Source organism: Micromonospora sp. DT31, assembly GCF_049841795.1.
Lineage (GTDB): Bacteria > Actinomycetota > Actinomycetes > Mycobacteriales > Micromonosporaceae > Micromonospora.
Genome location: NZ_JBNCKZ010000027.1, coordinates 1 through 24,749, shown reverse-complemented (window position 1 = coordinate 24,749; position 24,749 = coordinate 1). Strand labels below are relative to the sequence as shown.

Here is a 24,749-nt window from a genome sequence, read left to right as displayed (position 1 = left end):
TCAGCCGTGCACCGCGGCGGCCGGCCCCGACGGCAACGGCACCGGCACCGACGCGACCGCCTGGCGCAGCACCTCGGCCGGCGTGACGCCGCGCACCTGCGCGTCCGGGGTCAGCAGCAGCCGGTGCGCGAACACCGGCTCGACAAGCACCTTCAGGTCCTCCGGCATGATCCAGGCACGGCCGTCGACGAGCGCGTACGCGCACGCCGCCCGGGTCAACGCGATCACCCCGCGCGGGCTCACCCCCACCCGCACCTGCGGGTGGGCGCGGGTGGCCGCGGCCAGCCGCACCGCGTACGTGTACAGCGGCTCGGCGATGTGCACCCGCCGGGCCATCTTCACCATCTCGCCGACCGTGGCGGTGTCGGTGACCGGGCGCAGCGAGTCGGGGGAGCGGACCGTGGCGCCGCGCAGCACCTCCACCTCCACCGCCTCGTCCGGGTAGCCGACGGACAGCTTCACCAGGAACCGGTCGAGCTGCGCCTCCGGCAGCCGGTAGGTGCCGTCCATCTCCACCGGGTTCTGCGTGGCCACCACCAGGAACGGCTGCGGCACGGGGTGGCGTACGCCGTCCACGGTGACCGTCCGCTCCTCCATCACCTCCAGCAACGCCGACTGCGTCTTCGGCGACGCCCGGTTGATCTCGTCGGCGATCACGATGTTGGCGAACACCGGCCCGGGGTGGAACTCGAAACCCCGACTGGCCTGGTTGAAGATGGTCACCCCGGACACATCGGAGGGCAGCAGGTCCGGGGTGAACTGGATCCGCCGCCACTGCCCCTTCACCGTCGCCGCGATCGCCCGCGCCAGGGTGGTCTTGCCGACCCCCGGCACGTCCTCCAACAGCACGTGCCCCTGCGCGAACAACGCGGTCAGGGCCAGCCGCACCACCTGCGGTTTGCCCAGCACGACCGCGTTGACGTTGTCGGCCAGCCGGGCGGCCAGCGCGGCGAAACCCTGCACCTCCGGGTGGCTCAGCGGTTCGTGCGTGTTCACGGGTGTGCCTCTCGGTGGTGCGGTCAGCAGGCGGGCAGGACGCTCAGGTCGTCCCCGCCCTCGAGGTTCAGCCAGGCCCACGGGATGTAGGTCCTGCCCTTGTAGTCCACCTGGATCCACCACGTGCTCTGCTTGTTGTCGTTGTAGATCCAGGCGTCCACGTTCTCGCCCTTGACCCGGCAGTACGTGCGCAGCCGGCGACCGTCCGGCACCCAGCCGGCCTGGCGGTCGTTGTCCTGCTGCGGGACCTTGAAGATCTCGTTGCCGTTGCGGCCGTCGACGTCCTTGTCGCAGTACGTCCGCTGCTCGCCGTCCGGTCCGTTCTTACAGGTCGCGACCCCGTACAGCGGGCTGGTGGTCTGCGCACGGCGGGCCGTGCCCTGACCGGCGGCGTTCGACGCGGTCAGCGCCACGGTGTACGCGGTACCCGGCGTCAGGCCGGTCACCCGCAGGCTGGTACAGCTCCCGCTGGCCGACTTCCCGCCTGTCGACGCGGTGCAGGTGGTCCGCCCGCCACCGGCGTCCACGGTGAACTTCACGGTCACCGAGGTGGCGTCGGCCGATGAGCCGGTCACCGTGATCCGGGGCGCGGCCACCGTACGCGCGGTGGTGCTGGCCTCCGGCCCGGCGCCCGCCTCGTTCACCGCCTTCACCTTCACGGTCACGTTCTGGCCGTTGCCCAACCCACCAACGGTGGCCCGCACATCGGTCACCTCGACGGACTTCCCGGCGGCCTCCACCACGTACCTGGTGACCGGGCGGCCGTTGTCCACCGCCGGGGACCACTGCACCGCCACGGTGCCCGGCTTGTCGGCCACCGTGGACGCCCGCAACTCGGTCGGCGCCTTCGGCACGGTGAACGGCACCACCGTGTTGCTCACCGGCGACGCCTTCGACCCGGCGCCGGTGTCACTGACCGCGGTCACGGTGAACGCGTACTGGGTGCCGTACTCCAGTTGCCCGGCCGGCACCACCAGATCCGTCTTCGGCGACTCGCCGGCCGGAGCGCTCGCGCCCGCCGACGTCGCGGTCACCGCGTACCGCGCCACCTTGTTGCCCTGCCCGTTCGCCTCCGGCCAGCTCACCCGCACCGTGCCGTCCGGCCGCGCCTCGGCGGTCACCGAGGCCGGCGGGTCCGGCACCTCGGCGGTCGGCACCACCGGGTTGCTGCGGCGCGCCGGCCCGTCACCCTTGGCGTTCACCGCGTGCACCGAGAACGTGTACGACTCACCGTTGGTCAGCCCGGTGATCTCCAGCGAACGCTGGTTCGCCCCGACCTGGTGGGTCTGATCGCCGCCCGTCACCACGTACCTGGTGATCTCGGCCCCGTTGGACGCGGCGGCCTGCCAGCTCACCCGCGCCGAGGCGTTGCCGGCGGCGGCGGTGACCGACTTCGGCGCCCCCGGCCTGCTCACCTTCGGCTTCTTCGGCGGCGGGGGCGGAGCGACCGGCGGTGGGTCGCCGCCGAGCACGTCGTTGGCGTACTTGTCGACCTCACGGACCCGGTTGCGGTCGTCGACCACCTGCGCGGTGGACGAGTCCGGCGGGTTGATGAACAGGTGGTTCTCCCGGACCTCCAGCTCCACCGGCCCGGGCCGGCCGGAACCCTTGACGGTCTGCACCAACTTCCCGTCGGCGTCGAACGAGTAGACCGCCCCGGTGCTCTCGTCGGCGCAGTAGAAGCGGCCCGCCCAGGCCACCGCCGGGCTCAGGCGCGCGCCCGCGCCGGGCACCGTGAACCGCCGCACCTCGGCGTCGCCGCGTACCACGTGCACCGACCGCTCGCCCGCGACGGTGACCGGCACCTGCGGCCCGGTGGTCCGCGCCGGCAGGGAGCCCGGCGCGGTCATGGTCAGCTGGGCCCGTTCGGTCCGGCCACCGACAACCGTCACCAGCGACGCGGACGTGCGGTCCAGCACCGCCACCCCCTCGTCGAGAGTGGACACCACCAGCTCGTGTGCCGGCTCCGCCACGTCGTACGTCTCGACCCGCTTCGGACTGAGCCCGGCAGACGGCGCGTCACCCGGCGTGTCCGGCAGGTCGGCGGCGGTGATCGCCGAGACGGTGCCCTCGCTCGGCACCGCGACCCACAGTTTGCCGGCGCCGTCGAACTCGCCACCGGCGATGCCCGGCGGGTAGCGGACCGGCTCACCGACCGGGGTCAACGCCCGCGGGTCGAGCTGCCGGACGATGCCCTGCACCGCGTCCACCACGAACGCCGCGTCCTCGTGCAACGCCACACTGACCCCGAACCCCGGCGCGGTCGGCGTGGTGGCGGTGATCCGCAACGTGGCCAGGTCCAGCGAGCTGACCTGCCCGGTGTTGAGGTCACGCAGGATCAGCAACCGGTCGGTCTGCACCACCTGCATCTGGTGTCGTCGTCCGCCCGGCACCTCCAGCCGGGTGTCCACCCGGGCGGTGACCCCGTTGACCCGGGCCAGCTCGCTGCGGCTGGTGCTCCACAACCAGGAGGAGGCGTCGAAACTGGCGACCGCGTTGTCGGCGGCACCCAGCCCGAGCACGGTCAACCCCATCGCGGCCAGCAGCGCGGCCACGGTGCCGATGGTCACCAGGCCGCCCCGCATCCGCGATCGGGGACGGGCCGCTCCCGGCCCGCTGCTGGCGACGTCCCCCATGGTGGTCACTTCCGGCTGCCTCCCCGCCTCGGTGGGACAGGGGCGCCGCACACGGTCGCCCTCCCCCAGAGCCGGGAGCCATCATAGGCGCAGGCAGAGGCCTGTGGAACCCACACCGTCTCACTGTGGACACCGAGCGTGCGCCCGGGAGCCGGTCAGTTCGCCGTGGGGCCACCCTCCCGGTCCGTGCACACCTGACCCGAGGTGGCGTACGTCTCGGTGGAGTAGACCGCCAGCACCGTGAAGCAGTAGTCCAGCTTGGCGCTCAACCCGTTCACCGTGTACCGCGTCTGGCCGGCGTCCACAGTGGCCATCACGCCGAGCTTCTGCCCGGCCCGGCCACCGGCCACCATGAACGGCACCCCACCGTTCGTGGGGTCGGTCCAGGTCACCGTGACGGTGGTGGTCTCGTCCCGTAACCGCAGGTCACCCGGGGGCGGCCCGGCCACCTTCGACGCGGACGGGCTCGGCGTGGGGCCGGGCGGGGCCGCCGCACTCCGGCCCAGCCACACCGCGCCGCCCACCACGGCCGCCACGAGCAGCACGCCCGCCACGACGAGGACCAGCACCGTGCGGTTGCGGCCGGTACGCTCCGGCTCCTCCGCCTCCGCCTCCGGGTACGCGGTCGGCTGGTGGAACGCCGGCGGCGCGACCGGCCAGGCACCCGGCCCCGGCTCGGGCGATGTCGACTTCGGTTTCGCCAGTTCGGGAAACTCCAGCAGCCCGTCGTAGACCGGCAGCGGCCGCTTCCCGTCCGGTGCCTCCTCCGCGGGCTCCCCGTCCGCGTCGACCGCGTCGGGCTCCGCCGGAGTCGGTTCGGGCTCGCCGGGACGGTCGACCGGCTGCGACGGCGCCATGCTGCTCCACGGCGGCGCCACCATGCCCCACGGCGGCACGGATGCGCCGCTGACCGGGGTGGCGCTGACCGGCGCGGCGGGCGGTGCGCTGACCGGCGGCGGGTAGCCGCCCGCCGGTGCGGCACTTGTCGGGTACGCGGGCGGTGCGCCGGCCGGGTGTCCGGGTGGCGCGCTGACCGGATATCCCGGGGGCCCGCTTGTCGGGTGTCCCGGCGGTGCGCTCGTCGGGTACGCGGGTGGCGCGCTCGTCGGGTACGCGGGTGGTGCGCTCGTCGGGCGTCCGGGTGGCGCGCTGACCGGCGGGGCGCTCACCGGACCGGCGGTGGACGGTGGTGCGCTCGCCGGGGGTGCGTACATCGGAGGGCCGCTGACCGGGGGTCCGCCGGCGGGCGGTGCGCTGACCGAGGGCGCGCCCTCGGGTGACGTGCGGGGCGAGCCGTCGGCACGTCCGGCTTCGCCGGTCGTGCCCGTGGGCCGGGCCTCCTGCTGTGCGGCGGCGGCGCGTTCCATCTCCTCGCGCAGCAGCGGGGCGATCTGCTGTACCTGGATCGTCGGTTTGTCCCACCGCGGCTCACCGGGAACGGGTGCCGCGGTGCCGGCCTCGGGCCCATGCGCGCCCGTTCCGGCCGGCCGGTCCGTTGTCCGCGGCGGTGCTCCCCGCAGACGGTCAGGTGCCACCGCCGGCTGCTCGGTGGCGACCGGCGCGGAGGCGGGCGTTTCCGGCCGGGTGGCGTCCGACCTCGGCGTCGCGGGGTCGGCGGGTGGGGTCCACGCCGGTGCCGCCGCGGAGTTGGCAGTCGACGGCGGGCCGGAGACCGCCGGCGGGGCCGACGTCGGCGGTGCGGCCGGAATCGGCGGAGGAGGCGGAACGACCGGCGGGGGAGGCAGGAGGGGCGCCGCCGACGCGGCGGCGTGCGGCGTTGACGGCCCGCTGCTCGAAGCAGTCGGTGCCGGCCGCGGCTCCAGGTGCGACGGCGGTGACACGGCCGCTGCCGCACGCGTGGCCGCGCTCGGCTGTGGGGCGGGCGGCGGCGGGATCACCGGCGCCGGCGGCAGCGGTACCGCGGCGCGGGGCGCCGTCGGCGGTGCGGAGGTCGGCGGTGCGGAGGCCGGCGGCACTGAGGCCGAGGGCGCGGACACCGGCGCGATGGCGGCCGGGCCGGCAGTGGCCGCCGGTCCGGTCACGGGTGGCGTCGGGTTGGCAGGCGGCGTGGCGTGGGCAGGTGTCGCCGGGTGACCGGGCCGACCGGCGTGGGCAGCGGGTGCCGGACGCGAGGACTGCCCGGTATGGGCCGACGGCGCCGAGTTGCCGGGCGACATGGCCTGCGCCGGCGGTGTCGGCGGCGCTGACTGCGGAGCGTGCGGAGGCGGTGCGGTGTGGGTGGCCGGAGCAGGCTGTCCGGGTGGCGCGGGACGGCCGGGTGCCGCGGTGTGCGGGGGTGGTGCCGGCCGTGCGACCGGTGCCTGTGCCGGCCGCGGGTGAGCGGACGGGACGGCCGGGGGCGGCGACGCGGACGTCATACCCGGAGCGGTCGCTGCCGGCGGGGTGGCGGCATCGGACCGGTGCCGGCCGCGTGGGCCGCCGGGCTCCACGGGGGTGACACCCTGGGCGGACGGTACCGGTCGGACGCCGGGGACGAGTGGAACGACCGTCGCCGGCGACGCCACCCCGGGAGGTCGGGGCTGGCCCGGATCGGCGGCCGGTGCCGCGCGGTGGGCGGTGGGCTCCTCGGGCGTCACCGGGAACCGGCTCGTAGCGGCCTCCGACGGTGCCACGAACTGGGTCGTCGCTTCCGAGGATGGCGTCGACGGGGGTGCCCAGGAACTCGCCGGTACGTTCGCGCCGCCCGTGGGGTCCGGCGGCGTCGAAACAGGAGGCACCGGTCGGGTAGGCGGTGCGGGTGCGGGTGCGGGTGCGGCCCGCGGCGGAGCGGGCGGTGTCGAACGAGGTGGCAGAGTGGGATACGCCGGTGCCGGTGCTGTCGGCGGAGCGGATTGCGGCGGCGGGGCCGCGTGCCGACCCGGCGCGGGATGCCGGGGCGGTGCCGCCTGTGGGGCCGGGCCGGGCGCAGGGTATGCCGGGCCCCGCTGCGGCGCCCACTGAGCCCCGGGCACCGGCCGTGCGGCTGGCGCTCCGGCAGGGCCGGGACGCGGTGGAACCTGCTGAGCAGGGTACGGAGGCGGCACCGGCCGCGCCGGGCCGGCCGGCCCCGGGGGCGTCGGACCGGGGGGCATGCCGGCGGGAGGCGGACCGTAGCCGGGCGGAGCGGCGGCGGAGCCGCCGAGATACTGGCGCGCTGCGCGTACCGCGGGGTGGTCCGGACCCAGCACGGCGGGCCCGGCGTTGGCCACGCGGGTGTAGTTGCGGCGGGCCTCGTGCCGGTTGCCCAACTCCTCCGCCACGCCGGCGAGGTCGAAACTCAGCGCCAGCATCAGCGGGTCGCCGTGGCCGCGGCGGCGCTCACCGGCCGCGAAGGCCTCCTCCAGTACGCGCCGGGCGGCCGCCGGGTCACCCGCCTCCCGGTGCAGCCGGGCCAGCAGGTGAGCGGTGGCGAGAACCTCCTGGTGGTCCTCACCATAGGCAGGTCGGGCCGCGGCTACCGCGTCGGCGAGCAGGCGTCGGGCGTTGATCAGGTCGCCTGCGGCGCGCAGCGTGAGGGCCTGGTTCTGGGCGGCGGTCAGCGGCGAGGGGTGGGACACGGGAGCAATGCTGCCCGGAATGGTCCGCTCGGCGCTACCCGCCTTGCGGTTGGGCTTGCTGAGCTGCGCAAACAGGCTCGCCCGGAGCTGATGTGCATGATCGTTCCGGGCCGTGTACAGTAATGCCCCGTGCGGCCCGCCGGGCCGGCTGATCCGGTGAGAAGATCACCGGGGCCGACCGGGTAGGCTGGAACATGCAGGTCCGGGTGGCGGAATGGCAGACGCGCTAGCTTGAGGTGCTAGTGCCCGTATAGGGCGTGGGGGTTCAAGTCCCCCCTCGGACACGTTAACCCCCACGGGTGGTCTTCACGGTAGATGAAGCGTCTCGGTGGGGGTTTCTGCTGTCCTGCGCTGGTGCGGGATCGCCGGTAGTCGATGCGCGGTGGCCGCCTCGGAGATCTTTGTGATGGTCAGTGTCCCGCCGATCGCGCAGGTGACGTGGAGCTCGTGTTCGAGTAGCGCGTCGGTGACCGTGTGGGGGTCGGCGGCCGGGATGCCGATCCATTCGGCGAGTTGTGTGATCGCTTTGGCTTCGTGGATGTAGACGTTGCGCGGTCGGGGCGCGTCGCCTGTTGAGGCGGTGCGGTGGCCGTGGCGGCAGCGGTAGGCGGCGTGCTTGTTGACCCAGTGCGCGTCGAGGATTCGTCCGCATTCCTGGCAGCGGATCAGCCCGGTGAGCAGGTAGCGCCCGCTCGCGCCGTCGGCCGGTGCGGGCAGGGCGTTGGCCTGTTGGGCGGCGACGAAGTCGTGCTCGCTGACCAGCGGCGGATGCGCGATGTCCCGGGAAATCACCCACTGCTGCATCAGGTTCCAGCGGCGTGCCTCCGACTGGCCGAGGAGATCATCGGCGGCGTCGAGTGGGCCGCGGTCGGTGTGCTGCCGGTTCCAGACCTGCCGGCCGGTATAGCGAGGGTTGGCGAGGATCGCCGCCACCGTGCGTAGCGTCCATCCAGTGCCGCTGCGGTGCGGGTTGCGGCCGGGATCGACGCGGGACGGGCAGGGCACATGCCGATCGTTGAGGTCGCGGGCGATTCCGGCGACGCTGCGGCCGGCGAGGCGCTGGTCGAACATCCACTGCACATGCGGTGCAGTGGACGGGTCAGGTTCCAGCCGGTGGGCCACGCGTCCCCATTTGGCGTGTGCCCGGTTCGGGTGCGGGCCCGCGTCGGCCAGCCGGTAGCCGTAGGGCGGTCGGCCACCGAGATGACGGCCCTGCTCGACCACCTGGGCGCGCATCGCCGCCTTGGCCCGAAACCGGGAGCGTTGGACCTCTCGTTTCGAGTGCACGCCGAGCAGGGCCAGCAGCGACAGGTGGAACTCGTTGCTGGCGTCGACCGGTCCGTTGAGCTCGGGCAGCCACAGCTGCACGCCGTACAGGTTGAACAGCGGCGCGAGGTCGCGGAACTGGTTGCCGTAGAACGCTCGCTCGAACTCGCCCACGACCACCGCGTCGAACCCCCGGCCAGGGTCCGCGAGAGCTGCCAGTAGTCGTGCGGCTTGCGGGCGACGCGTCCAGGGCACCTGACGGGACTCGCCGACGTCGAAGAACTCGGCGACGATTACGCCCCGGCCGTCGATCACGTCCTCGGCGAAGTCGCGTTGCCACCGCGCCGACGACAACCGGTCCTGGAACTCCCGCGTCGACATCCGGCCGTAGAACGCGAACGGGATACCCAGCGGCCTTGATGTTGCCTGGTACCGCGTCCGGGGGCGGCCCCGCCGGGGCGGCTGCCGTATCCACCAGCCGAGCAGGTCAGGGCCGTCGAGTTCCGGCGTGTACTGCATCAGGACCTCCCACACCGAGGCTTACGGTCAGCCCTCGGTATGGATGGACAACGATGTAGTGGTTTGTTGGACTCGGCCACTCACCACACCCGTCGGCGCGGACGAGGGGTCAAGGCTATTACTCGCCTGGCGCGGTGCCAGTGTCGGCCGTGTGTCGGTATCCCCGCCCGAACTTGGTGGAGTCCTCTCTCCACCGAAGTGGGGGTAGCTCACCGCACGGTCTACACCGGGCGACCCTTCACCCGAGGTGTCCCCGCCGAAGTGTGAGACAGTGCGACCGGTCGGCTGTGGCGGTATGGCACGGGGCCCTCGAAGGCCAGTGGCGCCGACGGTGCCAAGAGGACCGCCCCGCCGGTCCTCCAGCCATGCCATAGCAAAGGTTTCCCGTACGGACTGCCGGGACACACCCGATCTTCGTCCGGAAGTGTGGTCGGCTGGGGTGATGTGCTGCGGTCAATGGAAGTTCTAGCGTCTCGGCTCGTGCGTTTTCTTCACACCTCGGACTGGCATCTGGGCCGCCATCTGCACGGCCTCAGCCTGCACGACGCGCATCAGGCGTTCATCGACCACCTCGTCGAGGTCGCTCGGAGCGAGCGGGTCGATGCGGTGCTCATCGCGGGTGATCTCTACGACCGGGCGGTGCCGCCGCCGGACGCGGTCGGTCTGTGGGATCAGGCGCAGACCCGGCTCGTGCTGGAGGCGGGAACCCAGGTGGTCGTCATCGCCGGGAACCATGATTCGCCGGCGCGGTTGGGTGTCAGTTCCCGGTTGCTGGAGCGGGCCGGTGTGCACGTGCGGGTGGGCACGGGTGCGGTGGGTACGCCGGTGCTGCTGGAGGACGAGGACGCGAGGGTCGCTTGCTACCCGGTGCCGTTCCTCGAACCGGCGTCGGCGGTGGCCGCCTGGGGGGTCGAGGATCGGAGTCACGCGGCGGCGCTGCGTGCCGCCATGGGTAGGGTTCGGTCGGATCTGGCGCTTCGTCCCGGCTATCGGTCCGTCGTCATGGCGCACGCCTTCGTGTCCGGCGGTCAGGGTTGTGACACTGAGCGGGACATCAGCGTGGGTGGGGTGCAGCATGTGCCCGGTGCGGTGTTCGAGGGCGTCGACTATGTGGCGTTGGGTCACTTGCACGGGCGTCAGCGTCTGGCCGACGGGTTGCGGTACAGCGGTTCACCGCTGGCGTTCAGCTTTTCCGGGGCCGCGCACGTCAAGTCGTCCTATCTGGTGGATTTTGGTGTCGACGGGCTGCGCGGTGTGGAGGAGGTTCCTGCTCCGGTGCCGAGGCGGATGGCCCGGCTCACCGGCACCGTGGAGGAATTGTTGAACAGCCCTGCCTACAGCGCGTATGAGCAGTGTTGGGTCGAGGCGACGTTGACCGATGCGGTGCGTCCGTTGTCGCCGCACGAGCGGCTCAAGCGTCGGTTCCCACATCTGCTGAAGCTCGTGGTGCCGAGCCTGGCCGTCGAGGTGGGCGGCCGGGATCTCGCCGATCTGGATCGGCTGTCACCGGTGGAGGTGGCGCTGGACTTCGTGACCGAGGTGCGTGGTCGGCCGGCGGACAACGACGAGGTCGCGCTGCTGCAGCGGACCTTCGACGAGCTGCGCCGGGTGGAGGTGACCCGTTGATGCGACTGCACCGGCTGACCATGACCGCCTTCGGGCCGTTTCCTCACACGGTGAGCGTGGACTTCGAGGCGCTCACGGCCGACGGCCTGTTCCTGATCCACGGGGATACCGGCGCGGGGAAGACCACGATCCTGGACGGGATCTGCTTCGCCCTGTACGGGTCCGTGCCCGGTTTCCGGGACGATGCCAAGTCGCTGCACTCGCAGCATGCCACCGTTGGTGTCGGCCCCCGGGTCGAACTGGACGTCACCCTGACCAACCGACGGCTGTTGATCAGCCGCAGCCCGGAGTGGATGCGTCCCCGTAGACGCGGCAGCGGGACCACCCGGCAACAGGCCCTTGTCGAGATCGTCGAACAGCTCTCGGACCGGACCGAGTTCGTCACCAGGGACCACCGGGAAGCCGCCGACCTGATCAGGGCGGAGACCGGCCTTGAGGTCCAGCAGTTCTGCCAGGTGGTCCTGCTGCCCCAGGGCGGGTTCGCCAGGTTCCTGCAGGCGTCTGCCGACGACCGGCAGGGGCTCCTGCGGCGCCTCTTCGACATCGAGATCTTCACCCGCGCCGAGGGATGGCTGGCGGAGCACCGGACGCAACTCGGCCAGCAGGAACGCGCGGCCCTCGGCACGATCCGCGACCTGACGCAGCGCTTCGCCGAGGTGGTCAAGGTCGAGGTGCCCGCCGATCTCGACAAGCCTGACACCTTGAGTGAGCTGGACGCCTGGGCCGCCGTGCACCGAAACCGGGCCGCTGACCTGGTGGAGGCCCTGGCCCAGAACATGGCCGTGGGTACGGCGGAGGAGCAGCGCCTCGACCAGGTTCGGCAGGCCGCCGCGACCCTCGCCGGGCAGCAACGGGAGTACCAGGCGGCGGTGCAGCAGCGCGATGAGCTGACGACACGCAAGCCGGAGCGTGACCGCTGGAAGCGCCAGCTCGACTCCGCCCGCGCGGCAGCGACGCTGAAGCCGTACCTCGACCAGGTCGACCGGCGGCACACCGACCTCGACCTGCTCCGCCGCACGACGATCGAACACCTCGCCTCGCTGCCCGCTGACGTGGCGGTGCTGCCGGACCGTATCGCGCTGACTGTCCGGGACGGCGGGGAGGCCGTCGACGTGGCCGACCTCGACGTCGACGCGCTGACCCGGGCGGAACAGACCCGCACCACGCAGCTGCGTGCCGCCGAGGCCGCGATCGACAGCGAGGCGCGACGGACCACGCTGCGAGGGCAGCGGACGGCGGTCGGCAAGAAGCTCGAAGATCTGGCCAGCCGGAGCGAGAAGGTCAACGCCCGCCTGGTCGAGCTGCCGGTCGAGCATGCCGAAATCACTGGCCGGCGCGAGCAGGCCCTGGCGGTGGCCGCCGACCGGGAGGCCGCCGAGCTGCGGCTGGACGAGGCGCAGAAGCAGGCCAAGGCGTGCAAGCGCCGCGACGACCTCACCGCGCAGCTTGCGACCGCCGAGGAGGAACGGCGTACTGCCGTCGACCGCCACCAAGCCGCCGAGGCCCGGCACCTCGACGTACGGCAGCGTCGGCTGGCCGGCATGGCCGCGGAGCTCGCGGGTGAACTGCGGCCCGGTCAGCCCTGCGGGGTCTGTGGCTCCCCGGAACACCCCGGACCCGCGCAGGCAGCCGCCGACGCCGTCTCCGCCGCCGACGAGGACCACGCCAAGACGGAGGCGGGCGAACTGCTCGACGAACGTCGCAGCGCCGAGATCACCGTCGAGCGCATCAACGCCCAGCTCAACGAAGTCACCGAGACGGTCGGTGACCTGACCGCAGCCCATGCGAAGTCGACGGTCACCGAGGCACGCAAGGCGGTGCGGGCGGCGACTGAGGCGACGAAACTGGCCGACGAACTCGGCGCCCACCTGGAAACCCTCGACGTGATGCTGGCCGATCAGCACCGCGAAGCCGCCGACATCGGCCGCGACGAAGCGGTGGCGAACGCCCAGCAGGCCGCCCTGACCGCGCAGATCACCGAACTCGACGAGACCATCGACGCCGTCCGCGGCCAGGACAAGACCCTGCGGGTGCGGGTGACCCGCCTGACCGGGGAAATCGCCGAGGTCAGGACCGCAGCGACCAACCTGGGGCAGTGGCTACAGGCAGGAAGGGAACTCGCCGACGCCCACCGGGAGGCGCAGCACCACCTGCACCTGTCGGAGTTCGCCGACAACGTGGCAGCGCGGGCCGCAGCCCTGACCGACCCCGAGATCGTCGACCTGCAGGAGCGTATCGACGCTTTCGACGGCGAGTACCACCAGGCCGCAGGACGAGCACAGGACCCCACCCTGCTCGCCGCCGCACACCAACCATCACCGGACGTTGAGGGCAGCGAACAGACCTACCAAGCCGCCCGACTGCGGGCCACGCAGCTGCACGCCCAGCATGGCCTCGCCGTCGAGCAACACGACCGGCTGAAGCAGCTGGGCCCGGATCTGGTCAACGCCCTCGCTCAGTGGAGACCTATCCGCGCCGAGTACGAGATCGCCAACCGCCTCGCCCAACTCGTCGAGGGCAAGAGCAGCGACAGCGGTACCCGGATGACCCTCTCCACCTATGTGCTGACCCACCGGTTCCGGCACGTCGTCACGGCGGCGAACACCCGACTCGGGCAGGTTACCCACAACCGCTACCTGCTGCGCCATGTCACCGAGTCGGACACCGGCCGCCGCGCCGGCCGCAATGGGCTCGGCTTGTCCGTCGTCGACGCCTGGACCGGCCAGGAACGCCGCCCGGCCACCCTCTCCGGCGGGGAAACCTTTCTGGTCTCGCTGTGCCTGGCGCTCGGCCTCAGCGATGTCGTCCTGGCTGAGGCTGGCGGCACCCAACTCGGCAGCCTCTTCGTCGACGAAGGCTTCGGGACTCTCGACCAAGAGGCGCTCGACCAGGTACTCGACGCCCTCGACGGCCTGCGCTCAGGTGGCCGTACCGTCGGACTGGTCAGCCACGTCGCGGAACTACGTCGGCGGATTCCATCCCGCCTCTACGTCCGTAAGACAGCCACTGGCTCCACTGTGGCCGTCGAAACCCAAGCAATCGACTGAGGACACTTTGTCTACGCCTGATCCTCCCGGTCAAGCTCAGCTACCAGGGCTTTAACGACTCCGGTTGGTCAAGCCACTACCACCAAACAACGATCGACCTGTAGGGGTCGGCAGTAGCCCCGCCGCTGGTGCTTGCCGGGCGGCGTTGCTGAGGTTCCCCCCGGGATGTGGACACCGGGTTATGCCGCGATCTGTTGCAGCGTAGTCGGTGCGAGGGTCTGTTCGTAGTTGGTGGGGCTGAGGTAGCCGAGTGCGGAGTGGCGGCGTCGGTGGTTGTAGAAGGCGATCCAGCGGAACACGTCGCGGCGGGCGTCGGTCTCGGTGGCCCACTGTCGGTGGTCGACGTCGAGTTCGCGTTTGAGGGTGGCGAAGAACGCCTCGGCCAGGGCGTTGTCGTACGACGAGCCGATGCGCCCCATCGAGCGGCGCACGCCGTGGCGGCGGCAGGCGTCGGCGAAGTCGCTACTGCCGTATTGACTTCCGCGGTCGCTGTGGAAGATCACCCCGTCGACCCGGCCGCCGCGGGCGGCGACAGCCGCGTCGAGGGCGTCGATGACCAGTTCCGCGCGCATGTGGGTGTTGATCGACCAGCCGATCAGCCGGCGGGTGGCGATGTCGATGACCGTGGCCAGGTAGAGCCAGCCGGTCCCGACGCGTAGGTAGGTGATGTCGCCGCACCACCGCTGGTCCGGTGCGGCGGCGGTGAAGTCCCGGCCGATCAGGTCCGGCACCGGCGCAGCGGTCGGATCCGGGATGGTGGTGCGTTTGCGGCGGCGCAGGTGCCGGCCCACCACGTCGCGTTGCCGCATGATCCGCTCGACCCGCTTGCGGTTGACACGCACACCCCGCTCGTGCAGCTCGTCGGCGAGGGCGTCCTCGGCGGCGGCGCGTGCCTGCCGGGCCGGCTCGCTGGCGCTCCAGCGGTAGAACCCGGAGCGGGAGACCGCCAGGACCCGGCACAGCCGCTTGACGCCGAACACGGCGCGGTGGGTGGAGATGAACCGGAAGCGGCTGGTCACCGATCCATCTCCTTGGCGAAATAGGCGGCTGCCTTGCGCAGGATCTCCTTCTCCTGCCGCAACTCCGCCACCTCACGCCGCAGCCGGGCGATCTCGGCGTCCTTGTCCGCCACCGACAACCCGTCCCCACCCGAGGCGGTCGCAGCGGCCCCGGTCCGGCGTTCGGCGGCGCGGACCCAGTTCCGCAGCGTCTCGTGACTCATCCCGAGCTCACGAGCCACCTGGTTGATCGGCCGCTGCGACGAACGGACCAGGTCGACCGCGTCACGCCGGAACTCTTCCGTGTACTTCGATGGACGCCCCAACGGGGACACCCCTTCCTCTGGACCAACATCCAGTCTCAGGGTGTCCACATCTCAGGGGGAAGCCCATTGCCCTGTCCTGCGGCGGGCGGCACAAGCATCGCGCGGCATTACCTCCGCGCGCGATGATCAGCAACCGGCCGTACCAGCCATTCCTACGGCGTGCTCAGCGAGGAGATCGGCGTAGATGTCGACGTCCACGGTGTCGTAGTGGCAGCGTGCAAGGAGCCGGTTGAGTCGCTGGGCGATCTCGTCCGAGGGCAGGTCGAGGCGTTCGCACAGGTCACGGTGCGCGCCTACGAGCGGCTCGGCGATCACCTGCGGTTCGGTGCGGGTGATGTGGTAGGCGTCGCGGAGATGACCGGACAGGTCGTCCCAGACGAGGATTGCTTCCTCGACCAGGTCGAGCGCGGCAGGGGTCGCGGGGTGGGCGCAGAGGATCTCGACTTCGCCGGCCAGGCGGTGCCCCGTGGTTTCCACGTCGGAGATCTGCCACTTGCTGCTGGCGGTCACGGTCGACGCGTCCCGGACCGCAGTGCGGAAGTCGGCGAGGCCGGAGGTGTCGGCGGCGTCGAGCATGCCGGCCTCGCTCAGCAGCAGGGTGGCGAAGAGGCGGTCCCGGGCCGCGTGCCCCGCCACCAGTTCGGCGAGTTGGCGGGGCGACAGCCGCTGCACGGCTTGAAGGTAGCGGGCGTGTTCGGGCGCGCCGGGAGCGGCGCCGGGCGGGGTGGCGGCGCCGGAGAAGGTGGCGCCCGCGTGGAACGCGGTCAACGCGGTCGCGACCGCGTGTGCGCACAGGTCGTCTCCGCTGATCCCGCAATCGCAGTCCCCGGTGAAGATCCCGTCGACGATGCCCACCCAGGGCTGGAAGGTGGCGTCGTGCTCGCGTACCAGGGCCTGGACACCGCCGCCGGCGGGCTCCAGCTCACCGACGCTGCCGTCGGTCAGTAGCCGCGCCGCTGTCTCGCCCACGGCAGTGGGGATCGAATCATGAAACGCCTCAACGTCGATGCGGACCGCCACAGGCACACCCTATCGGCCGGACTGGAAGCGGGCGGCGTCGAGCTTGGCCAGGAACGTCGGCCGGCGGCGGTGTGCTGCGCGCAACGCCTCCAAGTACGCGTCGAATCGGCTGCTCTCGCCGGTGGCCGCGCACGCTTCGCGCAGGCGGGACAGCAGCGTGATCGCCTTGTCGTAGCGGCGTTTGTCGTAGGAGTCCAGCAGTTGGGCGTCGATGAGTGCCTGGTAGGGCTCGCGTACCTCGGCCGGGTGGGTGCGCCGCCGCAACTCCACCAGTTCGACGCGCTGCCGAGCGGGCATCTCGTTCCAGCGCGCGAGCCCGGTGCGCCAGGCCTCGTTGTCACGACCGGCGAGGATCAGCACGTCGATCAGGTGGAGAAGGTATCCCGCCTGCCCTGCGGCACGCTCGCGTACCACCGTCAACGCCCGTTCGGTGTGCGCGGCGTCCTGATCGGTCTCGGCCACCGTGGCCAGCAGCGACCGGAAGTTGTCGATCGTCGGTTGGACATCGAACGCCGTCCGGCGCTCGGCCACCGCCGCCTCCGGTTCACCGGTCTCGATCAACAGCTGTACGAGTAGGTCACGTAGCGCCACGGCCTGATAACCCGACGGGTGAGCGGCGAGTCCGCGTCGGGCCCAGTCGATCGCCTCGGTGGGGCGCTGCGCCTGCCCCAGTACCGTGACGATCCGTCCGTACTGGTCGGCGCTGACCAGACGCTCCGCCAGGACCTGTACGTGGCGGTCCACGTCGCCGGAGACCTCAGCGATCTGCTCCCGCAGGTACCGCACCGCCCATTGCCGATGCCAGTCATCGGGCTCGGTCTCTGCGGCACGCTCGTCGACCAATCGCGCGACCTCGGCAAGGCCCTTCGGCCCCAGGGCCGGAGCCCACTCGCGCAGCACCACGTCCGGCCAGCCCGGGCCGTCGCACACCAGCTTCACCAGCCACGCCGCCAACCCTGCCGGCCGAGGCGGCGCGGCCCGACACGCCCGGGCGTAGACCTCCATCAGGTACGCCAGGTCGTTGCCGAGCACGCCAGAGGAGCTGTCCATGTACATCAGGGCGCCCGTCATCCGATCGACCGCCTTGCGCAGCAACGGCACCGCGACCGACGCCTCACCCACGTCGATCAACTTTTCGCAGCGGTCGGCGACCTCACGCGCCGTGCGCGAGTAGGAGTCCCGGCCGGAGTACGGGTCACGGCGACGATCCCGCCGCAACCGATCCACCAGCACCGTCAACTCGCTGTCGCCCTGCACCCTCACCGGTACATCACACCAGACACGCAGGCCGCCCCGATGGGCTGACCCGACACGGCCGCGAGGTCAACCGACCTGCCAGCGATCACCGTCGAGAAGACCTTCCTGGATCCGGAGCGGGGGGGGGGGGCGCGGCCCCCCCCCCCCCCCCCCCGCTCCAGTCCAGTAGGGTGAAATCAGATCAGATCAGCTGAGCGGGATGACGCCGATCAGGCCCAATCCAAGTTGGGCATCGGTTCGTGTCGATCCTCGGACACCAACTGAATCCCAACGGTGCGCGGCAAGATCGACACTTGCCCGCACCGTTTGCGTTTCCGGGTCGTACGATAGGTGCAGCCCGAGGCCGCGGCAGACCTCCAGTTTGTGTTCCGGCTGTTGCTCGACAGCCAAGAGGTCACCATCCGCCGCAGCGCCGCCCTGCAAATCCTCGTCTTCCTCGCGGTGCACCCCGATGGCGCCACCACCACGCAACTCGTGCATGCCCTGTGGCCCGGCCTACCCGCCCGTACCGTCACCGGCCGCCTCTACACCACCCTCAGCGACCTACGCTCGACCGTCCGGGCCACCAGCGTCGACCAAGTGGTTGTCCACACTGAGGGCCGCTTCCACCTCGAGCCTCGCACCGACGTGGACCTGTGGTGGCTGCAGGCCGCTGCCCACCACAGCGCCACCACTGACGCACCCGGTGGCTGGCAGCCCGCGATGGACGCCTACACCGGCGAGCTCGCCGCCGGGCACACCTGGCCGTGGATCGACCCAGACAGCGACCGGAACGCATCTACGCCGACCCTGGCTGACGTGACTGCGGCGGACGGGTTCGGCCTGAGCTGGCGCCAGGTGATGACCCGGACGCGGTGGTGGCGGGTTGTCGGCTGAGCGCGATAGCCGCTCACCTCGAGCTCGCGCCCGATATACGGCCGGGCGGCGGCGTGCCGCGCGCAGGGACCTGAGCGAGAATGGGCCAGTTCGAACTCTGCGCAACCCTGGAAGGACCCTCCCTTGGCCGGTGGACTCGTAGCCCTGCTGGACGACGTGGCGGTGCTGGCCCGGGCCGCTGCCGCGTCGATCGATGACATCGGGGCGGCCGCCGCGAAGGCCGGCGCCAAGGCTGCGGGTGTCGTCGTCGACGATGCTGCCGTCACGCCGCAGTACGTGCGGAGCCTGGCGGCCGAGCGCGAGTTGCCGATTATCAAGCGCATTGCCGTGGGGTCGCTGCGCAACAAGTTCTTCATCATCCTGCCGGCGGTGCTGCTGCTCAGTCAGTTCGTGCCCTGGCTGCTCACTCCGATCCTCATGCTCGGCGGCGCCTACCTCTGTTACGAGGGCGCGGAGAAGGTGTGGGCCAAGATCGCCCATCACGGTGCCGACGGCGCGGGCGAGGAAAAGGTGCAGGACGAGAAGACCCTGGTGTCCGGGGCGGTACGAACCGACCTGATCCTCTCGGCGGAGATCATGGTCATCAGCCTTAACGAGGTGATCGATGAGCCGTTCTGGTCCCGCCTGGTGATCCTGGCTGTCGTCGCCGTCGTCATCACCGTACTGGTGTACGGCGTGGTGGCTTTGATCGTGAAGATGGACGACGTCGGGCTGCGCCTGGCGCAACGTTCCGGCGCCGTCGCCACGTTCGGCCGCGGTCTGGTGAGGGCGATGCCGATGGTCCTCAGCGTGCTGACGGTAGTCGGCACCGCGGCGATGCTGTGGGTGGGCGGGCACATCCTGCTGCTGGGCACGAACGAGCTGAACCTGCCCTTCCTGTACGACGCCGTGCACCACGTGGAGGTCGCCGCCCACGACGCCACGGGTGTTCTCGGCGGGCTCGTCGGCTGGCTCGTCAACACGGTGGCCAGCGCGATCCTCGGGCTGATCGTCGGAGCGCTTGTCGTGCTGGTCATGACTCTCACGCTCCACCGCCGCAAATCCAAGCCTGCGGCTGCGGCTGCGACTGCGGCGGCCACGACTCGTACTGACGGCACCATCCCCGCGCCGTCGAGCCGTGCAGCTCAGCGTCGCGACGTTCCTGCGGACCGAGCGCCGCGCGGTTGACCGCACAATCATCGCAACTAGAGCACGGAGTAGCCGCGCTGCCGAGACCCGGCCACCCGCACGCCGTCCTGCCGCTGACCGGGGCCACCCACCACCGCCTCGCGGCGCTTCGACCGTTGGGCGCGGTGGTCGCGGCGCTGGGCGACGAGGAGCTCGATACGCCATCGTGGATCGGGAGCGGTGTCCCCGGTGACGGGGAACATGCCGCCGGGCAACGGCGACGCCCCCCGGCGCGGGCGCCTCGTCCTTCGGCGTCAGCGGCACCCACGCCCTCGTCGTCATGGATGAGGCCTTCGACGAACCGGCGGCCCCCACCTTCACCGGATTCCGCACCCTGCGGCCCGATTCCCGCGATCCGGTCGGCGCGCGGCGTGCCGGCCCTGCGGGCCCAGGCGGTCCGAGCCTGACCACCGCCTCGGATCGCCTGCTGCCATGGTCCACCGGAGCGGGACGCCGTCAGATGGTGATGACGACCTTGCCCTTGACCCGGCCGGTATCGCTGTAGCGGTGAGCCTCCGCCAGCTCCTCCAGGGGATAGATGCGGTCGACGTGCACCCGCAGCAGGCCCTGCTCGACCAGCTTGCTGACCTGTTCAAGCTGCGAGCCGTCGGGTCGGACGCCCACCCAGGCGTAGTGCCAGCCGAGCGCTTCGGCCTGCTCCACGCTGGTGCCGGGGTTCATCGTCGCGGCCAGCAGGGTGCCGCCCGGGCGTAGGCAGCGCAAGGATCGCGGGCCGTACTCGCCGCCGATGAGATCGAAGACCACGTCCACGTCCTGGACCGCCTCGGTGAAGTCGACGGCCTGGTAGTCCACGAGCTCGTCGGCGCCGAGGTCGCGCAGGAAGTCGTGCTTCGTCGCCCGAGCGGTGGTGATGACGTACGCGCCGCGTAGCTTCGCCAGCTGGACGGCGAGGTGACCGACTCCGCCGGCTGCCGCGTGGATGAGAACGCGCCGGCCGGGGGCCGCGCCCGCGGCCTCGACCGCGGTCATGGCGGTCTGCGCGGCGACCGGAAGGGCGGCCGCCGTCACGTGGTCGACGCCGGTGGGCTTGACGGCGAGACTGCTCGCCGGCACCGCGACGTACTCGGCGAACGTGCCGATGAAGAAGATGCCGTACACCTCGTCGCCGGGTTGAAAACGACCCACGTTGACGCCGACCTCGCAGGCCACCCCGGAGAGGTCGGAGCCGAGGGTGAAGGGCGGGCGGGTGCCGGGCGCCCGGCCCTCGCGGACGTGCGCCTCGCCGTAGTTCACCGAGGCCGCCTTCACCTCCACCAGCACCTCGTCCGGGCCCGGTACTGGCCGTTCCGTCTCGATGACGGTGAGGACCTCGGGACCGCCGAACCGGTCCTGACTCGAGGCGCGGGCGGCTGGTCACGCCGAGACAGCCGACAGAGGACGGCGAAGGAGAGCCCCTGCCGGAGCACTATTTGGACTATTTTCACGGCAGGCTCCGCGTGTCACCCGGCGGCCGTCGCATCGCCGATGACGGCTGGGTATGGAGTCCCTTCGGGCTGGTAGCTCAGCCGGAGCCCGTGGTGTTCTCGGCGCTGCTGTTCGGTTTGCTGGCAGCGATCCCGTCACTGGTCTCGATTTGATCGCTGCTCGGGAAACACCGCACGCCAGGACGCCGACCGGCGACGCGAGCAGATCACCGCGCTGACCGGTGAACTCGCCCGCCTCGACGGCGAACCGGCCGACCTGGCGACGGCCCGGACCACCGTGCGCGTGAGATGGAAAGCGGCTCCTGACGCGCGATATAGGGACGGTAGAGGGGGGTGGATAAGGGTCCAATCGACCAGCACTGCCGGGGAGACTGGCGGACATCGCCATTCTTGTTGCTTCCCGCTCTACGGACAAGCCGACAGGCGAGCCAGCCCATTTCCCGAGCGAGGAGCGTTCGCATGCTGCGTACGGACTTGATCCGGCCGATTCATGAGATCCTCGAGGGAAACGCCGGACGCTTCGGCGACAAGATCGCTTTTTCTGACGCGCACCGCACCGTGTCCTATGCGGACCTCTATCGCCGCACCGGCCGGCTCGCCGGACACTTCGCCGCGCTCGGACTGGGACGGGGCGATCGAGCCGCGATCCTGCTTGGCAACCGCGTCGAGACGGTCGAGACCTATCTGGCGATCACCAGGGCGGCAGCGGTCGGCGTACCGATCAACCCGCGCTCCACCGATGCGGAACTGCGCTACCTGCTCACCGACAGCGCTGCCCGGCTTCTCGTTACCGATGCCGGACACGTAGATCAGGTCCGTCGGATCCTCGGTGAGAACGCGGGCGTCACTCTGGTCGTGGTGGACGCCGCTCCCGGCGCTGGCGCCCACTCCTACGCTGACCTGGCCGACACCGACGCGGGTATCCCTGCCCAGGACGACCTGGGCCTCGACGAGGTCGCCTGGATGCTCTACACCTCCGGGACGACGGGTGAACCCAAGGGGGTCCTCTCCAGCCAGCGCAACTGCCTCTGGTCCGTAGCGGCGTGTTACGTACCGGTGTCGGGGCTGTCCCCCGACGACCGTGTGCTCTGGCCGCTGCCGCTCTTCCACAGCCTCGCGCACATCGTCTGCGTCCTCGGGGTGACCACGGTCGGTGCCACCGCCCGGATCATCGACGGATTCGCTGCCGACGACGTGCTCGCGGCGCTCACCCAGGAATCCGCCACGTTCCTGGCTGGCGTGCCGACGATGTACCACCACCTGGTCGCGGCCGTCCGTGCGCGAGGGCTGCGGATCCCCAACCTGCGCATGTGTCTGGTTGGCGGCGCCATCACCACACCCGCGCTGCGCAGCGCCTTCGAGGAGACGTTCGAGGCGCCGCTGCTGGACGCGTACGGCTCCACCGAAACCTGCGGGTCGATCGCCATCGACCGGCCCGGTGTGGCCCGCCCCGAGGGCGCCAGTGGACTGCCGGTGGACGGGCTCGAGGTCAGGCTGGTCGATCCCGACACCGGCCGCGACGTCGCCGACGGCGAGGAGGCGGAGGTCTGGGTACGCGGCCCGAACGTGATGCTCGGTTATCACGGTAAGCCCGCCGAGACCGCCCGGGCGCTGCCCGACGGCTGGTACCGGACCGGGGACCTTGCCCGACGCGCCCCAACGGGGCACCTGACCGTGGTCGGCCGGATCGACGAAGTGATCATCCGGGGCGGTGAGAACATCCATCCGGCTGAGGTGGAGGAGGTGCTGCGTTCGGTGGCCGGCGTCGCCGACGTCGCTGTCGCGGGCCGCCCGGCCGCCGCGCTCGGTGAGGTGCCGGTGGCGTTCCTCGTCTCCGGAGCGGACGGCATCGACGTTCAGGCCGCCCTTGCCGCGTGCCGCGAGCGGCTCTCGTACTTCAAGGTCCCGGCGGAACTGTACGAGATCCAGAGCATCCCCCGTACGCAGTCTGGCAAGACCCGGCGTCGCGCCACGTTGACCGAGCCCGCCCGGCTGATCGGGGCGAGCGGAAGGTACGAATCGCTGCTGCGGCTGACGTGGGTCGCCGATGCGGCCGAGCCGGTGTCATCCGCACCTGCCGTCGTACAACTGGGCGGGCCGCTCGACGAGTCGGCGGACGGGCCGGCCGTGCAGAGCGCGGTGGATGAGGCGGCGCTGTTGCTGGAGCCGTACCTGTCGGGCACGGACAGCAGCCCGGTGGTCGTCCTCACCCGGCAGGCCACGGCCGTCGGCGACGAGCCGATGGTGTCCGCCCAGGCGGCGCTGGCTGCAGCCGTGCAGACGCTCTCCGAACGGCATGCCGCGCCGATCGCCGTGGTGGACACGCCCGAGGACGACGTCCCCGAGGCGGTGCTCCGGGCCGCGGCCGCCTCGGCGCCGGCGCTGCTTGCCTATCGCGACGGCCGGCTCCTGCAGCAACGCCTAGAGTGGGTCCCCGCCGTACGAAGTGGTTCCCCCGGCCTTGAGCTCAACTCCGGCACCCTGGTGGTGGCGGCCGAGGACCACGTCACTACCGCTGACCTGGTTCGGCACCTGGTCGACGTGTACGGGGCCAGGGACGTCCTGTTGATCGGAGGGTCGGTACCCGGCCCCCTGGTCGCGGAGCTCGCCGCCAAGGGCGTCGAGGTACGCGTTGCGAGCTGCGGCCTCACCGATCAGGCCGCCGTCGCGGCGGCTCTGGCCAGCGCGCCGGTCATCGCCGCGGTCGTGCTGGAGGCAGTGCGTCCCGCCACCCTCGCCGCCGCTGTGGACAGCGTTCGCACCGTGGTCGGACTGACTCGGGGGCGTGCCGGGGTCACCACTCTGCTCCTCACCTCCGCGGCCTCCGCGCTCGGCCCCACCGCGCTCGGTCTGGACGTCGCCGATGCAGCCACCGACGCATACCTGCGCGCCCTGGCTCACCCCCGCGGCGACGGCGCCACTCGGCTGGTGAGCCTCGGCTGGGGCCGGTGGGCCGGGCTGGAGGAACTCGCGGAGAACCCGCCGGCGGCACGCACCGGGGTCGGCGTGCTCGACAACCGGACCGGGCTGGCCGCCTTCGACGCGGCGCTGCTCAGCGGTGAGACAGCCCTGGTGCTTGCCACCATCGACACCACCGCGCTGGACCGTACCGCGCTGCCGGCCGCGCTTCGCGGCATCGTGGACAGTGCCGGGTCGGCAGGTGACGCGGACCCGGCGGTCGCCAACGAGCTGCGTACCCGACTGGCCGGCCAGGACGAGGCGGGGCAGTTGGGGATACTGATTCGCCTCGTCCTCGACGCCGTCGTGGAGGTCGGTGGTGACCACGACGCCACACGGATCTCCGCCGACCGGGCGTTCAAGGACCTTGGTTTCGCCTCGTCGCAGGCGGTCTCCCTGCGCAATTCGCTGGTGCGGCGGACCGGGCTGACGCTGGAGGCGACGTTGGCCTTCGACCATCCCTCCGCCCGGAGGGTCGCCGATCACCTGCGGCGTTTGCTCACCGGGTCGGGTCAGCCGAAGAACGCCGGACACGTGCCGACTCCGGCCGACTTCGAGGACCCGATTGCGATTGTGGGTATGGCGTGTCGGTTGCCGGGTGGGGTGGGTTCGCCGGCGGATTTGTGGGATTTGGTGGTGGGGAATGTTGATGCGGTTGGTGATTTTCCGGTGGATCGTGGTTGGGATGTGGATGTTTATGATCCGGTGCCGGGTGTGCCGGGGAAGTCGTATGTGCGTTCGGGTGGGTTTTTGGGTGGTGTGAAGGGTTTTGATGCTGGGTTTTTTGGGGTGTCGCCGCGTGAGGCGTTGGCGATGGATCCGCAGCAGCGTTTGTTGTTGGAGGTGGCGTGGGAGGCGTTGGAGGATGGGGGGATTGATCCGTCGGGTTTGCGTGGTTCGCGGGTGGGTGTTTATGCGGGTTTGATGTATCACGATTATGCGGCGAATTTGTGGCCGGTGCCGGTGGAGTTGGAGGGTTTTCTGGGGACGGGTAACACGGGGAGTGTGGCGTCGGGTCGGGTGTCGTATGTGTTGGGGTTGGAGGGTCCGGCGGT

General features: G+C 71.2%; 15 protein-coding genes, 1 tRNA gene and 1 pseudogene. 7 read left to right on the top strand and 10 right to left on the bottom strand.

Going from position 1 to position 24,749, the window contains the following annotated elements:
- From ACLQ2X_RS26900 to ACLQ2X_RS26890, 3 genes are all read right to left on the bottom strand, one after another.
- The gene (locus tag ACLQ2X_RS26900; protein WP_425683870.1) at positions 1–996 is read right to left on the bottom strand and encodes an AAA family ATPase; all 996 of its coding nucleotides are present in this window, start codon (positions 994–996) and stop codon (positions 1–3) included.
- Positions 997–1,019: 23 nt separating this feature from the next.
- Positions 1,020–3,632 (bottom strand): fibronectin type III domain-containing protein, encoded by a 2,613-nt coding sequence (locus tag ACLQ2X_RS26895; protein WP_425683894.1) that lies wholly within the window; start codon positions 3,630–3,632, stop codon positions 1,020–1,022.
- A 155-nt stretch (positions 3,633–3,787) separates the two neighbouring features.
- Positions 3,788–5,167 (bottom strand): hypothetical protein, encoded by a 1,380-nt coding sequence (locus tag ACLQ2X_RS26890; RefSeq protein ID WP_425683893.1) that lies wholly within the window; start codon positions 5,165–5,167, stop codon positions 3,788–3,790.
- A 13-nt stretch (positions 5,168–5,180) separates the two neighbouring features.
- Here ACLQ2X_RS26890 and ACLQ2X_RS26885 point away from each other — a divergent pair, with 13 nt between their 5' ends.
- Positions 5,181–5,726 (top strand): hypothetical protein, encoded by a 546-nt coding sequence (locus ACLQ2X_RS26885; RefSeq protein ID WP_425683895.1) that lies wholly within the window; start codon positions 5,181–5,183, stop codon positions 5,724–5,726.
- Between the two features lie 1,259 nt (positions 5,727–6,985).
- Here ACLQ2X_RS26885 and ACLQ2X_RS26880 read toward each other — a convergent pair.
- Positions 6,986–7,189, bottom strand: a pseudogene (locus ACLQ2X_RS26880) (tetratricopeptide repeat protein); the annotation flags it as partial.
- Positions 7,190–7,389: 200 nt separating this feature from the next.
- Here ACLQ2X_RS26880 and ACLQ2X_RS26875 point away from each other — a divergent pair.
- A tRNA-Leu gene (locus tag ACLQ2X_RS26875) sits at positions 7,390–7,473 on the top strand.
- Between the two features lie 22 nt (positions 7,474–7,495).
- Here the strand turns inward: ACLQ2X_RS26875 and ACLQ2X_RS26870 are convergent.
- On the bottom strand, positions 7,496–8,974 hold the full coding sequence (locus tag ACLQ2X_RS26870) for a recombinase family protein (RefSeq protein WP_425683869.1): 1,479 nt from the start codon (positions 8,972–8,974) through the stop codon (positions 7,496–7,498).
- Positions 8,975–9,400: 426 nt separating this feature from the next.
- On the opposite strand from ACLQ2X_RS26870, the gene ACLQ2X_RS26865 reads away from it, so the two are divergent.
- Together ACLQ2X_RS26865 and ACLQ2X_RS26860 are read left to right on the top strand one after the other, a co-directional pair.
- The gene (locus ACLQ2X_RS26865) at positions 9,401–10,600 is read left to right on the top strand and encodes an exonuclease SbcCD subunit D (RefSeq protein ID WP_425683868.1); all 1,200 of its coding nucleotides are present in this window, start codon (positions 9,401–9,403) and stop codon (positions 10,598–10,600) included.
- Positions 10,600–13,647, top strand: a complete 3,048-nt coding sequence (locus ACLQ2X_RS26860; RefSeq protein ID WP_355093846.1) for an SMC family ATPase — start codon at positions 10,600–10,602, stop codon at positions 13,645–13,647. Before ACLQ2X_RS26865 ends, ACLQ2X_RS26860 begins: the two co-directional genes overlap by 1 nt.
- A 179-nt stretch (positions 13,648–13,826) precedes the next feature.
- On the opposite strand, the gene ACLQ2X_RS26855 is transcribed toward ACLQ2X_RS26860, so the two are convergent.
- From ACLQ2X_RS26855 to ACLQ2X_RS26845, 3 genes are all read right to left on the bottom strand, one after another.
- Positions 13,827–14,971, bottom strand: a protein-coding gene (locus ACLQ2X_RS26855; RefSeq protein ID WP_425683867.1) for an IS3 family transposase whose coding sequence is annotated in 2 segments (ribosomal slippage) — positions 13,827–14,737 and positions 14,737–14,971 — 1,146 coding nt in all. Because the reading frame shifts where the segments join, the coding sequence is not laid out codon by codon here.
- 126 nt (positions 14,972–15,097) lie between these two features.
- Positions 15,098–15,940 carry a hypothetical protein gene (locus ACLQ2X_RS26850; RefSeq protein ID WP_425683866.1) on the bottom strand — a complete coding sequence of 281 codons (843 nt, stop codon included), beginning with the start codon at positions 15,938–15,940 and terminating at the stop codon, positions 15,098–15,100.
- Between the two features lie 60 nt (positions 15,941–16,000).
- Complete coding sequence (locus tag ACLQ2X_RS26845) at positions 16,001–17,254, bottom strand: tetratricopeptide repeat protein (protein ID WP_225854805.1); 1,254 nt, start codon at positions 17,252–17,254, stop codon at positions 16,001–16,003.
- A gap of 324 nt (positions 17,255–17,578) precedes the next feature.
- On the opposite strand from ACLQ2X_RS26845, the gene ACLQ2X_RS26840 reads away from it, so the two are divergent.
- Positions 17,579–18,124 carry an AfsR/SARP family transcriptional regulator gene (locus ACLQ2X_RS26840; RefSeq protein WP_425683865.1) on the top strand — a complete coding sequence of 182 codons (546 nt, stop codon included), beginning with the start codon at positions 17,579–17,581 and terminating at the stop codon, positions 18,122–18,124.
- A 123-nt stretch (positions 18,125–18,247) separates the two neighbouring features.
- Positions 18,248–19,291, top strand: coding sequence for a DUF808 domain-containing protein (locus ACLQ2X_RS26835; protein WP_425683864.1), 1,044 nt, complete (start codon positions 18,248–18,250; stop codon positions 19,289–19,291).
- A 17-nt stretch (positions 19,292–19,308) separates the two neighbouring features.
- Here ACLQ2X_RS26835 and ACLQ2X_RS26830 read toward each other — a convergent pair whose 3' ends face one another.
- Together ACLQ2X_RS26830 and ACLQ2X_RS26825 are read right to left on the bottom strand one after the other, a co-directional pair.
- Entirely contained in the window at positions 19,309–19,494 is a 186-nt protein-coding gene (locus ACLQ2X_RS26830; RefSeq protein ID WP_425683863.1) for a hypothetical protein, read from the bottom strand.
- A 253-nt stretch (positions 19,495–19,747) separates the two neighbouring features.
- A complete protein-coding gene (locus tag ACLQ2X_RS26825; protein WP_425683892.1) occupies positions 19,748–20,608 on the bottom strand; it encodes an NADP-dependent oxidoreductase in 861 nt (286 codons plus the stop codon).
- 587 nt (positions 20,609–21,195) lie between these two features.
- Here ACLQ2X_RS26825 and ACLQ2X_RS26820 point away from each other — a divergent pair.
- Positions 21,196–24,749: AMP-binding protein (locus tag ACLQ2X_RS26820; protein WP_425683862.1), on the top strand; the 3,554-nt coding region annotated here is incomplete at its 3' end.